At 59.8% G+C, this 13905-nt stretch carries 12 protein-coding genes; 4 read left to right on the top strand and 8 right to left on the bottom strand.

The features are described 5' to 3' along the window. The 3 genes from guaB to ACIPIZ_RS19775 all read right to left on the bottom strand — a co-directional run. Positions 1 to 1212 (bottom strand): IMP dehydrogenase (guaB, locus tag ACIPIZ_RS19785; RefSeq protein ID WP_401166866.1); only part of this gene is annotated, 1212 nt, incomplete at its 3' end. Positions 1213 to 1328: 116 nt separating this feature from the next. Next, positions 1329 to 1877, bottom strand: a complete 549-nt coding sequence (locus ACIPIZ_RS19780) for a sugar ABC transporter ATPase (protein ID WP_122662981.1) — start codon at positions 1875 to 1877, stop codon at positions 1329 to 1331. A 136-nt stretch (positions 1878 to 2013) separates the two neighbouring features. After that, positions 2014 to 2781 carry a sulfite exporter TauE/SafE family protein gene (locus ACIPIZ_RS19775; RefSeq protein WP_401166864.1) on the bottom strand — a complete coding sequence of 256 codons (768 nt, stop codon included), beginning with the start codon at positions 2779 to 2781 and terminating at the stop codon, positions 2014 to 2016. Between the two features lie 100 nt (positions 2782 to 2881). On the opposite strand from ACIPIZ_RS19775, the gene ACIPIZ_RS19770 reads away from it, so the two are divergent. The 4 genes from ACIPIZ_RS19770 to leuA all read left to right on the top strand — a co-directional run bounded on the left by ACIPIZ_RS19770 (position 2882) and on the right by leuA (position 8248). Then, positions 2882 to 3769 (top strand): LysR family transcriptional regulator, encoded by an 888-nt coding sequence (locus ACIPIZ_RS19770; protein WP_401166861.1) that lies wholly within the window; start codon positions 2882 to 2884, stop codon positions 3767 to 3769. Between the two features lie 131 nt (positions 3770 to 3900). Beyond that, on the top strand, positions 3901 to 5280 hold the full coding sequence (gene xseA / locus ACIPIZ_RS19765) for an exodeoxyribonuclease VII large subunit (protein WP_016984362.1): 1380 nt from the start codon (positions 3901 to 3903) through the stop codon (positions 5278 to 5280). A 3-nt stretch (positions 5281 to 5283) separates the two neighbouring features. Then, positions 5284 to 6105, top strand: coding sequence for a M23 family metallopeptidase (locus tag ACIPIZ_RS19760; RefSeq protein WP_122662987.1), 822 nt, complete (start codon positions 5284 to 5286; stop codon positions 6103 to 6105). Positions 6106 to 6568: 463 nt separating this feature from the next. Then, positions 6569 to 8248, top strand: a complete 1680-nt coding sequence (gene leuA, locus ACIPIZ_RS19755; RefSeq protein WP_016984364.1) for a 2-isopropylmalate synthase — start codon at positions 6569 to 6571, stop codon at positions 8246 to 8248. Between the two features lie 100 nt (positions 8249 to 8348). Here leuA and ACIPIZ_RS19750 read toward each other — a convergent pair whose 3' ends face one another. The 5 genes from ACIPIZ_RS19750 to ACIPIZ_RS19730 form a co-directional block, all read right to left on the bottom strand. Continuing rightward, positions 8349 to 9140 (bottom strand): amidohydrolase, encoded by a 792-nt coding sequence (locus tag ACIPIZ_RS19750; RefSeq protein ID WP_064392053.1) that lies wholly within the window; start codon positions 9138 to 9140, stop codon positions 8349 to 8351. Continuing rightward, positions 9128 to 10276 (bottom strand): pyridoxal phosphate-dependent aminotransferase, encoded by a 1149-nt coding sequence (locus ACIPIZ_RS19745; protein WP_064392055.1) that lies wholly within the window; start codon positions 10274 to 10276, stop codon positions 9128 to 9130. The genes ACIPIZ_RS19750 and ACIPIZ_RS19745 overlap by 13 nt, the downstream gene beginning before the upstream one ends. A gap of 245 nt (positions 10277 to 10521) precedes the next feature. Further along, on the bottom strand, positions 10522 to 11991 hold the full coding sequence (gene der, locus ACIPIZ_RS19740) for a ribosome biogenesis GTPase Der (RefSeq protein WP_008084638.1): 1470 nt from the start codon (positions 11989 to 11991) through the stop codon (positions 10522 to 10524). Positions 11992 to 12127: 136 nt separating this feature from the next. After that, positions 12128 to 13279: an outer membrane protein assembly factor BamB gene (gene bamB / locus ACIPIZ_RS19735; RefSeq protein WP_034156262.1), complete on the bottom strand. Its 1152-nt coding sequence runs from the start codon at positions 13277 to 13279 to the stop codon at positions 12128 to 12130. Further along, positions 13272 to 13905: tetratricopeptide repeat protein (locus ACIPIZ_RS19730; RefSeq protein WP_401166854.1), on the bottom strand; the 634-nt coding region annotated here is incomplete at its 5' end. The genes ACIPIZ_RS19730 and bamB, both read right to left, overlap by 8 nt.

Genomic DNA, 13905 nt, shown 5'->3' with positions numbered 1-13905 from the left:
GAAATAACGGTCGGAGGAACCTTGAGCCTGGGACATGGCGCCCAGCGAACCCATGCCGCGATAAGCCTTGTACGAACGACCCTGGAACAGTTCGATTTCGCCCGGCGCTTCTTCAGTACCGGCGAACATCGAGCCCATCATCACGCAGGAAGCACCGGCTACGATGGCCTTGGACAGGTCACCGGAGAAACGGATGCCGCCGTCGGCGATCAACGGCACGCCAGTGCCTTCGAGGGCAGCGGCGACGTTGGCGATGGCACTGATTTGCGGGACGCCGACACCGGCGACGATACGGGTGGTGCAGATCGAGCCAGGGCCGATACCGACCTTGACTGCGTCAGCGCCTGCTTCGGCCAAAGCCTTGGCAGCGGCGCCGGTGGCGATGTTGCCGCCGATCACCTGCACTTCAGGGAAATTCTCTTTGACCCAGCGAACGCGGTCGATCACACCTTTGGAGTGACCGTGAGCGGTATCAACTACCACTACGTCCACACCGGCATTGACCAGAGCGGCAACGCGGTCACCGGTGTCTTTACCGGTACCGACAGCAGCGCCAACGCGCAGACGACCTTGGTCGTCCTTGCTGGCCAGCGGGTAGGCTTTGGCTTTTTCGATGTCGTTGACGGTCATCATGCCTTTGAGGGCGAATTTGTCGTCGACGATCAGTACGCGTTCGATGCGGTTTTTGTGCAACAACTCGCGAACGTCGTTCTTGTCGGCGCCTTCCTTGACCGTGACCAGGCGCTCTTTAGGCGTCATCACTTCACGGACAGTGGCTTCCAGACGGTTTTCGAAACGCACGTCACGGGAAGTGACGATGCCGACCAGGTCGCCATCGTGCAGGACCGGAACGCCGGAAATGTTGTGCAGACGGGTCAATTCGAACAGTTCACGCACCGTGGCATCAGCCTCGATGGTGATTGGGTCCTTGACTACACCGGCTTCGTAACGCTTGACCTTGCGAACTTCGGCAGCTTGCTGCTCGATGGTCATGTTCTTGTGGATAATGCCGATGCCACCTTCCTGAGCCATGGCAATTGCCAGTCGGGCTTCAGTAACGGTGTCCATTGCAGCAGAAACCAGAGGAATATTCAGCTCGATGCCACGGGTTAGGCGGGTCTTGAGACTGACTTCGTTAGGAAGCACCTCGGAATAACCAGGCACTAGGAGAATGTCGTCGAATGTCAGAGCTTCTTGGCTGATACGCAGCATCGCGGGGGCTCCCGAGCGGGAAAATGGAAGCGCGCCATTATAGTCAGACACCCCCTTCGGATCAACGTAAAACTCAGCTTAATATCAATGTTGCTGATGTACGGGAATCCCCGGATCTACAGCTCCACCTTGACCCAAGAGACAGGTTGATCGAGCCAGTCGGCGAACTCGTCGATAAAGCTTTGCTTGAAACCGGCCTCAAGCCAGTTATTGAAGATGAAACCGAGGTTGGAAAACCCGCATTCCTGCAAATACAGAAAGCCGTTAATGTCATCTTCATGCCCGCATTCGGGGCAGGTGAAGTTGTCGGTGCGCCCGGGAAACCAGTCTTCGAGGCTCTCGAACAGCGCTTCGCCGACCTCGCGGCGGCACTCGGCGCAACCGGCCTCCTCGAGAAAGCCCTTCGCCGGGGTGTAGATGCAACGCTTGGTGACGATCTCCAGGCCGTTGATTGGCTCTCCGAATGGCAACGCCTGCGGGTGCAGCACCACCGCGCGTGCACCATCGGCAATCGCGTACGCCATGCGATTGCCGGTGCGGCCGCAGGTGCTCAGCTCCTCCTTGACGATGTTCTTGCGTACCAGCCAGCGCAGGATCGCCCGGGCCCGGGGTTCATGGACCGGCAGGGTGGAGATTTTCGGGACGATGATGCTTTGCGAATTCATGGAAAGTCCTGCGGTGTGGCTGCTGACGCCTTCGCGAGCAGGCTCGCTCCCACACTTTGAATGCATTCCAACTGTGGGAGAGCTTGCTCGCGAAGAGGCCTTAAAGGCCGGCAGCTTAATACCTGACGAAATCCGGTCAAGTGCTGAGGTAGCGCCCGATCAACGCGAACCCGCTCGCCAGCACCAGCCACGTCACCAATCGCACAAACGCCTCGCGCGACAACCTCATGGTCAACCGCCGCCCGATCCACAACCCCAACGCCATGGCCGGCAACAGACAAAGCGCCAACATCAACAAGGGTAGCTCGGCATACACACCCGCGATGGCAAACAGGCTCAAACGCACCACCGTGCTGCAACTGATCAACGCACTTTGCGTGGCCCGCGCCGCTTCTTTCGGCAATCGGCTGTTGAGATAAATCGCATATAAAAAGCCGCCACTGCCAAACAGCGCACCAAACAGCCCACCCACCGTGCCCATCGGCACCGCCCACCCCACCGACATTTGCGTTGGCCGCGCTGTTACCCACAGGCTGTAAATCGCATAAGCGCTGATAAACAGCCCCATCAACAGCAGCAATACATCGGATTTCAGGTTAAGCAGAAAAATAACGCCCAACGTGCAACCGACCGCCATGCACGGCAGCAGCCGCAACAACTCGGGCTTGGCCACATCCCGCCGCGACGGCAGCAGATTGCCGAACGCCGCGACGAAATCCAGCAGCACCAGCAGCGGCACAATCTTCGACAACGGCATGAACAGAATCAGAATCGGCCCCGCGACCAGCGCCGTGCCAAATCCGGCGATACCGAACACGATATAGGCCAGAGCGATACCCAAGCCGATCAACGCCCAACCACCGGCGCCCCATGTCCACTCGCTCAACAACGCCGCCACACTCATGGGTCTACTTCCTTAATAAGTCTGAGATGACTTTAGCCAGCACCAAGCGTTGCGACTAATATCTTCCAGGTCGCTTACTCATCTCGAAAAGGCATGGCTCGTGCTTTCAACCCGTCAATTGCGTTATTTCGTCGAAATCGCCGACTGCGGCAGTTTCAGTGCGGCGGCTGAACGTTTGTTTATCGCGCAATCAGCGCTGAGCCGGCAGATCAAGGACATGGAAACGCGTCTGCAAACGCCGCTGTTCGAGCGTACGGCGCGCCAGCCCCGGCTCACTGCGGCGGGGGAAGCATTTTTGCCGCGCGCTCGGAATCTGCTGAACGAACTGAGCAAGGCCAGCGCCATGGCCACTGCGGTTGGCAATGGCCAACGCGGCACTTTGCGCCTGAGCCATTCGAGTACGGTGACGATCAGCGGATGGCTTCTTCAGCAGATCAGCACCTACCTTGATCAGCAGAGCGGCGTGTCGCTGGACATCGGCAAGTTGTCTTCCGAGGCGCAACTGGAAGAACTGGCCGAAGGGCGCCTCGATATCGGTCTGTTGCGGTTGCCGGTGTTGCGCCAGCGCGAAGGCATTCAGATTGTGCCGCTGTTCACTGAACGGTTGCTACTGGCGGTACCGCACAATCATTACCTGGCAAATGCCAACACTGTGCAACTGGTGCAATTGAAGGACGAGGCGTTTATCTCGATCCCGCATCCACAACGCGGCGGCTTGAGTTATCTGTGTGCCGACCTGTGCATGCGTCAGGGTTTCTTCCCGAAAGCGGCGCGGGTGATGTCGCGCAAAACCACGCAGTTACAGTTGATTCAGGCCGGTTTCGGTATCGCCCTGCTGCCGGAATCAATGCGGGACATCGCCCCGAGCGGCGTGCGCTTTCTGCCGCTGGCCGATGCTGACTGCCAAAGCACCGTCGCCCTCGCCTATCGCCAGAATCCGTCACCTTTGATCCACCACTTCATCGAAACCTTCACAACCCCCTTGTAGGAGTGAGCCTGCTCGCGATCGCGGTTGAACATTCAACCTATCCTGCGACTGACACACCGCTATCGCGAGCAGGCTCACTCCTACAGGGGACTTGTGGTGATTCGACGGCAAATGCCTTTAAACTGCGCCCCATGATTAAAGATCCCTTTGCAAGACTTGGCCTGGACCGTGAAGTCCTGACCGTCAGCCAGCTCAACGGCCGTGCGCGGGTGTTGCTCGAAGACGTGTTCAGCAACATCTGGGTCGAAGGCGAAATCTCCAACCTCGCCCGCCCGGCGTCCGGCCACATCTATTTCACCCTCAAGGACAGCGGCGCGCAGGTGCGTTGCGCGCTGTTCCGGCAGAACGCCGCGCGAGTGCGTCAGGCGTTGAAGGACGGCCTGGCAGTTAAGGTACGCGGCAAGGTCTCGCTGTTCGAGGGCCGTGGCGACTATCAGTTGATTCTCGACACCGTTGAGCCGGCCGGTGACGGCGCGCTGCGTCTGGCTTTCGATGCACTCAAAGAAAAGCTCAGCGCCGAAGGCCTGTTCAGCGCCGAACGCAAAGTGCCGCTGCCCGCGCATCCGCAGCGCATCGGCATCATCAGCTCGCCGACCGGCGCGGTTATTCGCGACATCATCAGCGTGTTCCGCCGCCGTGCACCGCAAGTACAACTGACGCTGATCCCGACCGCCGTGCAGGGCCGCGAAGCCACCGCGCAAATCGTCCGCGCGCTGAAAATGGCCGATGCCCGTGGCTTCGACGCGTTGATCCTCGCCCGAGGCGGCGGTTCGCTGGAAGACCTCTGGTGCTTCAACGAAGAAGCCGTGGCCCGCGCCGTTGATGCCTGTGTGACGCCGATTGTCAGCGCCGTCGGCCATGAAACCGATGTGTCGATCAGCGACTTTGTTGCCGACGTCCGCGCCCCTACGCCGTCTGCGGCTGCCGAGTTACTCGCGCCCGATTCCAGCCATTTGATCCGTCAGGTCGAAAGTCTGCATCGCCGTTTGGTGATGCGCATGCGCGACCGTTTGATGCGTGATCGCCTGCGTCTGGAAGGCATGGCGCGTCGCTTGCGTCATCCCGGCGAGCGTCTGCGCCAGCAAGCGCAACGTCTGGACGATCTGGACATGCGCATGCGTCGGGCGTTCGAACGTCATCTCAATACTCGCCGCGAACGCCTGATTCGCCTGGAAACCCGCCTCGCCGGGCAACATCCGGGACGGCAATTGGCGATGTTGCGCCAGCGCCTCGACAGCCTCGCCGAACGTCTGCCACGGGCCATGCGCGAAGGCCTGAAAAACCGTCGCCTGCAATTGCACAGTCAGATGCAGACGCTGCACGTGGTCAGCCCGCTGGCAACGCTCGGCCGTGGTTACAGCATTCTGCTCGATGAGCGCGGCCATGCGATCCGCAACGCCGCGCAGACCCACACTGGCCAGCGCCTGAAGGCCAAACTGGGCGAAGGCGAACTGCAAGTGCGCGTCGAGGACAATCACCTGACGCCTGTCACCCTCTCTTTACTGGACTGATCCATGCCGCGTTTTCTGGCTCCATTGTTTCTGCTCTGTCTGACCTTCAATGCCCACGCCGACAGCTACATCACTCGACTGCTGAACAAACCGGTGCCGGGCGGCGTCGCAGTGGTTGATCTGGGCGCGGCCGCGCAGGCGCCGAAAGCCACGTATCAGGGCAAACCGGTGCTGGTGGTGAAAGAACAGAACAACTGGCTGGCGATTGTCGGCGTGCCGTTGACGGTGAAGCCGGGCGCGCAACAGATCAGCAGTGGCGGGCGCAATCTGCCGTTCACCGTGGGCAACAAGAAATACCCGGAACAGCGCATCACCCTGAAGAACAAACAGCAAGTAAACCCGGATCAGTCGAACCTCAAGCGCATCGAGGGCGAACTGGCCGAGCAGATCAAGGCTTACCGCAGCTTCAGCCCGAACACGCCAAGCAATCTGCTGCTGGACAAACCGGTCAATGGACCGCTGTCGAGCAAGTTTGGCGTGCGCCGCTTCTTTAATGGTGAGGAGCGCAATCCGCACGCCGGCCTCGACTTCGCAGTGCCGGCCGGAACGCCGATCAAGACCCCGGCGGCAGGCAAGGTAATCCTCACCGGCAACTACTTCTTCAACGGCAATACCGTGTTTGTCGACCATGGGCAGGGCTTTATCAGCATGTTCTGCCACATGTCGAAGATTGATGTGAAAGTCGGCGATCAACTGGCGCGGGGCACGGTGGTCGGTAAGGTTGGCATGACCGGTCGCGCGACCGGGCCGCACATGCACTGGAATGTCAGCCTGAATGATGCGCGGGTGGATCCGGCGATTTTCATTGGTGCATTTCAGCCTTAAAAAATAGAGCGAAGCTTATGGCCTCATCGCGAGCAGGCTCACTCCTACATTGGACCGGTGTTGTGAACACGATCAACTGTAGGAGTGAGCCTGCTCGCGATGAGGCTTATGCTGTACTCAAACCCCCCTGACACCCCATCATCCCCAATTGCGCCCCAATCAAACCTCGCGCAAATATCACAACGATCAGCAATCTCCAGCGCAATAAAATCCCGCAAAAACCCGCTTTACGAGTATTCCTCTCAATTTTTTTCGACTGCTTGCCAACCTCTCCCCTCGCGGTTAGGGTTGAAGGCATGAAAACCTCTCACACCCTTATTCAGCTTCGCCAGCACCGCAGCCTGTGCCTTGTCAGCGCACGACTGCCGGGCTGAATCGCGGCACCTCGTCCCACGCTTTTCCCAGAACATTCGTAACACCGGCAGGCCGCCTCTTTTCGGCCCAGACAATAAGGAATTTCCCGATGAGCATGCTCAAAGATCCGTCTTCGAAATACCGCGCGTTTCCTGTCATCAACCTGCCGGATCGCACCTGGCCGTCGAAAACCATCGACACCGCGCCGATCTGGTGCAGCTCCGACCTGCGCGACGGCAACCAGTCACTGATTGAGCCGATGGACGCGGTGAAGAAACTGCGTTTCTGGAAAACCCTCGTGCAAGTCGGCGTGAAGGAAATCGAAGCGTCGTTCCCGGCCGCTTCGCAAACCGACTTCGACTTCGTGCGTACCCTGATCGAAGAAGGCCACATCCCGGACGACACCACCATTCAGGTGCTGACCCAGGGCCGTGAAGACTTGATCGAGCGCACCTTCGAATCCCTGCGCGGCGCGAAGAAAGCCATCGTTCACCTGTACAACGCCACCTCGCCGTCTTTCCGTCGCATCGTTTTCAACCAGGACAAGGACGGTATCAAGGCCATCGCCGTGAACGCCGCCAAGCTGTTCGTCAAATATGCAGCCATGCAGCCGGACACCGAATGGACGTTTGAATACTCGCCGGAAACCTTCAGCGCTACCGAGCTGGAATTCGCCAAGGAAGTCTGTGATGCGGTGATCGAGGTGTGGAACCCGACGCCTGAGCACAAGATGATCCTCAACCTGCCCGCCACCGTTGAATGCGCAACGCCGAACATCTACGCCGACCAGATCGAGTGGTTCGGCCGCAACATCAACCGTCGTGACAGCGTGATCATCAGCCTGCACACCCACAACGACCGTGGCACCGGCGTCGCTGCCACCGAGCTGGGCCTGATGGCTGGCGCCGATCGCGTCGAAGGCTGCCTGTTCGGCAACGGCGAACGCACCGGCAACGTCGACCTCGTCACCGTCGCATTGAACATGTACACCCAGGGTCTCGACCCGCAGCTGGACTTCTCCGACATCGACGGCGTGCGTAAAGTCGTTGAGGAGTGCAACCAGATTCAGGTTCACCCGCGTCACCCGTACGTTGGCGACCTGGTGCACACAGCGTTCTCCGGCTCGCACCAGGATGCGATCCGCAAAGGCTTCTCCCAACAGAAACCGGACGCACTGTGGGAAGTGCCGTACTTGCCGATCGACCCGGCCGACATTGGCCGCAGCTACGAGGCGGTGATCCGCGTCAACAGCCAGTCGGGCAAGGGCGGCATCGCTTACTTGCTGGAGCAGGAATACGGCATCAGCCTGCCACGTCGCATGCAGATCGAATTCAGTCAGGTCGTGCAGCGTGAAACCGACCGTCTGGGTCTGGAGATGACCGCCAAGCAGATCCACTCGCTGTTGATCAGCGAATACCTGCAAGCCAACACCCCGTACGCGCTGGTCAGCCATCGCCTGCAGGAAGAAAACGGCAACAGCGCCGTCGAAGTGGAAGTGGCGAGCAAAGGTCAGGGCGAAACCAACCTGCACTGGCGCGGCAAGGGCAACGGTGCGCTGGAAGCACTGGTCGCCGGTCTGCCGGTTCCGGTGGAGATCATGGACTACAACGAACACGCGATTGGCGCAGGTACCAACGCCAAGGCAGCGGCGTACATCGAGCTGCGGGTGAACGGTGAACGTGCGGTGCACGGCGTGGGTATCGATGAAAACATCACCACGGCCAGCTTCAAGGCGCTGTTCAGCGCACTGAACCGCTCGCTGAGCCAGCCTGAGGCGAAAGCGGCGTAAGCCTTTGCTGCAATGCAAAAGGCCCCGAAGTGCGAACTCCGGGGCCTTTTTTTGCCTGATGCGCTCGTTCCCATGCTCCGCGTGGGAACGATCAGTTACCTCAGGTGAACTCGAAGGTGTCGGCATCCAGATTCGCCGGGAAGCGCTCACGATAAGCCGCCAATGGTGCGGCCTCCAAAACCACCTTGAACACGCCGTCCGCCTCCCCCGCCGCCAGCAAGGTTTCACCCTGGAAATCCAGCACCTGACTGTCGCCGGTGTAAGCGAAACCCTTGCCGTCGGTGCCAACGCGATTCACCGCCGCCACATAGCAGAGGTTTTCGATCGCTCGCGCTGGCAACAGGCGATTCCAGTGCAGACGTCGCGCACCCGGCCAGTTGGCGGTGTACAGCAGCAGATCTGTGTCCTGCGCATCGCGGCTCCACACCGGGAAACGCAGGTCGTAACAAATCAGCGGGCGGATACGCCAGCCCTTGAGTTCGAACTGCACCTGCCGTTCGCCGGGGGTGTAATGGTTGTGCTCGCCGGCCATGCGGAACAGATGACGCTTGTCGTAATGCAGCACTTCACCGTCCGGCCGCGCCCACAACAGGCGATTGCGATGGCTGCCGTCAGCAGCCTGAATAATCACGCTGCCGGTAATCACCGCATCGAGTTTCGCCGCCTGAACGCGCAGCCATTTACTGGTCGGACCGTTCTCGGCTTCGGCGAGCGTTTCTGACTCCATGGAGAAACCGGTGGTGAACATTTCCGGCAGGATGATCAGATCAGCGCCCTGTGCCTGCTCCAGCAACTGCTCGAAATGCTCGAAGTTGGCCTGACGGTCGTGCCAGGCCAAAGTGGTCTGGATCAGCGCCAGATTGAGATCGGGTAATGCACTCAGATCACGCATAGTTTCGCCGCCGCCTCACGCAGCGTCTCCTCGCGTTTGGCAAAGCACAGGCGCACGAGGCGCTGGCCTTCAGGTGGGTTCTGGTAAAACACCGACACCGGGATACTCGCCACGCCGTGTTCGCGGGTCATCCACATGGCCATCTCGACGTCATTCAGGTCAGGACGGATCTGTGAGTAATCGACCAGTTGGAAATAGGTGCCGGTGACACGTTTGAAGGTGAAGCGCGACGGCGTCAACAGATCACAGAACAGGTCGCGCTTGGCCTGATAGAAACCCGGCAGTTCTTCGACGTGTTCCGGGTGCTCGGCCATGTAATCGGCCAGGGCATATTGCAGCGGAGTGACACCGCAGAAACTGACGTACTGGTGGACTTTGCGCAGTTCGGCCGTCAGCGCCGGCGGCGCGACGACGTAGCCGGTCTTCCAGCCGGTGACGTGATAGGTCTTGCCGAACGAGCTGACCACGAACGCGCGCTGATACAGCTCTTCATGGGCGAGCACACTGACGTGCGGCACGCCGTCAAACACCAGGTGCTCGTAGACTTCGTCGCTGATCAGGTAAATGTCGCGATCGCGGATCAGCGCTGCGAGTTGATCCAGTTCCGCACGACTGATCAACGCGCCGCTTGGGTTGTGTGGGGTGTTGATGACGATCATTTTCGTGCGCGGGCTCAGGGCCGCGGCGAGCTGGTCGAAATCGATGGAGAAATCTTCCGGGTTCAATTGCACATGCACGCAGCGACCACCCGCCAACTCCGTGGCCGGCTCGTAGCTGTCGTAGCACGGATCGAACACGATGACTTCGTCGCCGCTGTGGATAACCGCCTGAATCGCACAGAAGATCGCCTGGGTCGCGCCCGGTGTGACCGTCACTTCGCTGTCGGCATTGACCTGCACGCCATAGCTGCGAGCGATTTTCGCCGCAATCTGCTCGCGCAAGGCCGGCAATCCGGTCATCGGCGAATACTGGTTATGACCACTGGCAATGTGCCGACCGACCGCGTCACGCAGAGACTGCGGGCCGTCAAAATCAGGAAAACCCTGGGACAGGTTGATCGCGCCGGTTTGCGCCGCGAGCTGAGACATCTGCGTGAAAATAGTGATGCCGACATTCGGCAGCTTACTGGTGATCATCGGGGGTTCCCTGCTCAACACCCGGCTCTGACGACGGCGCGGGAGAGCCCGAGGATAGCCCATCCGGCGCCCATAAAAAAAGGGCGCCGGATGGCGCCCTTCTCTCATGCTGATCGTTGCTGATCATTCCTACGCTCTGCGTGGGAATGCAGCCTTGGACGCTCTGCGTCCGCCGCTTTTGTGACGCAGAGCGTCACGGGATACATTCCCACGCGGAGCATGGGAACGATCAACAGCCAGCGACCTTATTTCTTGTCGCGGCGCTTCTTGTCGGCTTTCTTGCTGTGCGACATCATCCGACGCTTCCTGTTGACCTGGCGGTCGGTCAGCGTGTTTTTGTTGCCTTCGTACGGGTTCTCGCCGCCCTTGAACTCGATGCGGATCGGCGTACCGACCAGCTTCAGCACACGACGGTAAGTATTCTCCAGATAGCGCACGTACGACTTCGGCACTTTCTCGATCTGGTTACCGTGGATCACGATGATCGGCGGGTTGGCACCACCCAAGTGGGCGTAGCGCAACTTGATCCGGCGGTTGTTGACCATCGGTGGCGCGTGCTCGCCAACCGCATCTTCCAGAATCTGGGTCAGACGGTTGGTCGGCCAGCGGGTGACCGCCGACTTGAACGAGTTCTGCACCGAAGCGTAGAGGTTGCCCACGCCAGTACCGTGCAAGGCCGAGATGAAGTGAATGTCGGCGTAGTCAACGAAGAACAACCGACGCTGCAACTCGACCTTGACGAAGTCGCGCTCGCTCGGCGTCATGCCGTCCCATTTGTTGATCGCGATCACCAGCGCACGACCCGACTCGATGGCGAAGCCCAGCAGGTTGAGGTCGTGATCGACCACACCTTCGCGGGCGTCCATCACAAAGATCACCACGTTGGCGTCTTTGATCGCCTGCAGGGTTTTGACCACGGAGAATTTTTCGACTTCTTCGTGGATCTTGCCGCGCTTGCGCACACCAGCGGTGTCGATCAGCGTGTACTTCTCTTCATTGCGTTCGAACGGAATGTAGATACTGTCGCGCGTGGTGCCCGGCTGGTCGTAAACGATAACCCGGTCTTCACCGAGCATACGGTTGACCAGCGTCGATTTACCGACGTTGGGACGACCGATGATGGCGATCTTGATCCCGTCTTTTTCGCTCGGGCCAGGAATGCGCTTGGCTTCCTCGCCTTCGGCAACGATCTCTTCTTCGCCGTCTTCCGGCTCTTCTTCGTCTTTCGGGAAATCACCCAGGGCGATTTCCAGCATCTGCGTGATGCCACGGCCGTGAGCACCGGCGATCGGAATCGCGTGGCCCATGCCCAGTGGCGCGAATTCAGCGCGGGCCATTTCCGGGTCGATGTTGTCGACCTTGTTGGCCACCACGTAGGAACGCTTGTTACGTTTGCGCAGGTGTTCGGCGATCATCTGGTCGGCGGCGGTGAAACCGGCCTTGGCATCTACCAGGAACAGCACAACGTCTGCTTCTTCAATGGCCAGCAACGACTGCTCGGCCATTTTTTCGTCCATACCGTGCTCGTCACCGGAGATACCACCGGTGTCGACCAGAATGTAGGAACGCCCTTGCCACTTGGCCTCACCGTACTGGCGATCACGGGTCAGACCGGACAAGTCGCCGACAATGGCGTCGCGAGTCCTGGTCAGGCGGTTGAACAAGGTGGACTTGCCGACGTTCGGTCGGCCCACCAGGGCGATTACGGGAACCATGCGGCTCTCCACTTCGTTATTTCAGAAAATACAAAAGCCGCTGCGAGGCAGCGGCTGGTGCTCGGGGCAACGCCTGTTAGCGCTGCAAGCCCCATGAATCCGGGGCCGCCTGGGGGTTTAACCCCAAGCATAGTTGTTACTTGATGGTCAGGGCTTCCAGTTTGCCGCTGTTGCCATATACATAAATCGTGTCACCCACCACCAGCGGACGGGCACGCAGGCCGTCGCTGTCGATGCGCTCACGGCCGACGAAACGACCGTCAACCTGACTCAGCAGGTGTAGATAACCTTCCAGGTCACCCACTGCAACATAGCTGGAGAACACTTCCGGAGCCGACAGTTGACGGCGAGCCAGCGAATCGTTGCTCCACAATGCTGTGGTGGAACGCTCGTCGACGCCTTCAACGGTGCCCGAAGACAGGCTCACGTAAACGCTGCCGAAACCCTGAGCAATACCAGCGTAGCTCGACGCATCGCGCTGCCAGAGTTGACGACCGCTTTCCAGGTCCAGTGCCGCAACGCGACCCTGATAGCTGGCAACGTACAAAGTACCGCCGGACAGCAGCAGACCGCCGTCGATGTCGACCACGCGCTCCAGTTCCGAACGACCTTGTGGAATCGCAATGCGTTGTTCCCAGACCGGCACGCCGTTGGAAATGTCCAGAGCAACCACTTTACCGGTCGACAGGCCAGCCACCGCGAGGCGGTTGGTCACCAGCGGGGCACTGGTGCCACGCAGGGTCAGTACGGCAGGGGTGCTGTCATACACCCAGCGCTGAGTACCGGTCGATGCATCCAGACCGATCAGACGATCGTCCTGAGTCTGCACAACCACCACGTCACCGTTGTTGGCCGGTGGCGCGAGGACTTCGCTGTTGACGCGAGCGCGCCACTTCTCTTCACCGTTGCTGGTGTCCAGAGCGACGACTTCACCGCGCAGGGTGCCGATCAGAACCAGACCGTAACCCACGCCAACGGCGCCGGAGACAGGCAGGTCAAGATCCTGCTTCCATTTCACGTCGCCATTGCCGCGATCCATGGCCATCACCACGCCGGTCACATCGGCGGCGTAGATGGTGTCACCGTCGATCGCCGGCACCAGCATATTGTAGGTTTCGCCCTGACCGTCACCGATCGAACGACTCCACTGCTTGTGCAGAACCACTTCTTCTTTGAAGTCGGTCAGTTCAGCCGGTGGCAATTCTTTCTTGCTGTTGCTGCTGCAACCCGCGGCCAGAAGGGCCAGAGCCAGCAATGCTGCATGCTTCCAACGGATCACGTCACGCATCCCCTTTGGCCAGGTCGTCGAGCTTGATTTGAAGGCCACCGACCGCCGCTTCATCCGACAGTGCCGCCTTGGCTTTTTGATACGCCTTGTTCGCGTCATCGGTACGGCCCAACTGCACCAGCAGGTCGCCCTTGAGTTCTTCGCGAGTCGCCAGGAACGCTTTGTCGGCGTCGCCGTCGAGCAGCTTCAGGGCATCTTCAGCCTTGTTCTGTGCGCCGAGTACCTGCGCCAGACGCTGACGGGCGATTTCGCCCAGCGCCGGGTTGGCCGGTTTGTCGACGATGGCTTTCAGCTCGGTCGCGGCGTCGTCCAGCTTGCCGCTGTCCACAGCCACTTTGGCCACGAACAGGCTGCCGTACTGCGCATAGGCAGAACCGCCGAACTCGCTGTTGAGCTTGCCGGCCAAGTCCGCAACGCGGGCGGCATCAGGCTTGCCGTCAGGCGTCAACGTGGTTTCCAGCAATTGCTGATAGAGCACCGAGGCGCCTTGCGACTGGTTGCTCTGGTATTTGTGATATGCCTGCCAGCCGAACACGATGACCAGCGCCAACAGGCCGCCGGTGACCAGAGGTTTGCCGTTGCGTGTCCACCAGTCCTTCAAATCCGCCAACTGGTCGTCTTCGGTA

The sequence above is a fragment of the Pseudomonas sp. NPDC087690 genome, assembly GCF_044743175.1.
Classification (GTDB): domain Bacteria; phylum Pseudomonadota; class Gammaproteobacteria; order Pseudomonadales; family Pseudomonadaceae; genus Aquipseudomonas.
Note: the sequence above shows the minus strand (reverse complement) of the source record. Positions and strands in the feature narration are given on the sequence as shown.

What these genes read in the sequence shown, in the direction of transcription:
- leuA (WP_016984364.1), top strand. Translation starts at nt 6,569, where the DNA reads ATGAGCATGCTCAAAGATCCGTCTTCGAAATACCGCGCGTTTCCTGTC.
- ACIPIZ_RS19775 (WP_401166864.1), bottom strand. Translation starts at nt 2,781, where the DNA reads ATGAGTGTGGCGGCGTTGTTGAGCGAGTGGACATGGGGCGCCGGTGGT.
- ACIPIZ_RS19750 (WP_064392053.1), bottom strand. Translation starts at nt 9,140, where the DNA reads ATGCGTGATCTGAGTGCATTACCCGATCTCAATCTGGCGCTGATCCAG.
- ACIPIZ_RS19760 (WP_122662987.1), top strand. Translation starts at nt 5,284, where the DNA reads ATGCCGCGTTTTCTGGCTCCATTGTTTCTGCTCTGTCTGACCTTCAAT.
- ACIPIZ_RS19780 (WP_122662981.1), bottom strand. Translation starts at nt 1,877, where the DNA reads ATGAATTCGCAAAGCATCATCGTCCCGAAAATCTCCACCCTGCCGGTC.
- xseA (WP_016984362.1), top strand. Translation starts at nt 3,901, where the DNA reads ATGATTAAAGATCCCTTTGCAAGACTTGGCCTGGACCGTGAAGTCCTG.
- bamB (WP_034156262.1), bottom strand. Translation starts at nt 13,279, where the DNA reads ATGCGTGACGTGATCCGTTGGAAGCATGCAGCATTGCTGGCTCTGGCC.
- ACIPIZ_RS19745 (WP_064392055.1), bottom strand. Translation starts at nt 10,276, where the DNA reads ATGATCACCAGTAAGCTGCCGAATGTCGGCATCACTATTTTCACGCAG.
- der (WP_008084638.1), bottom strand. Translation starts at nt 11,991, where the DNA reads ATGGTTCCCGTAATCGCCCTGGTGGGCCGACCGAACGTCGGCAAGTCC.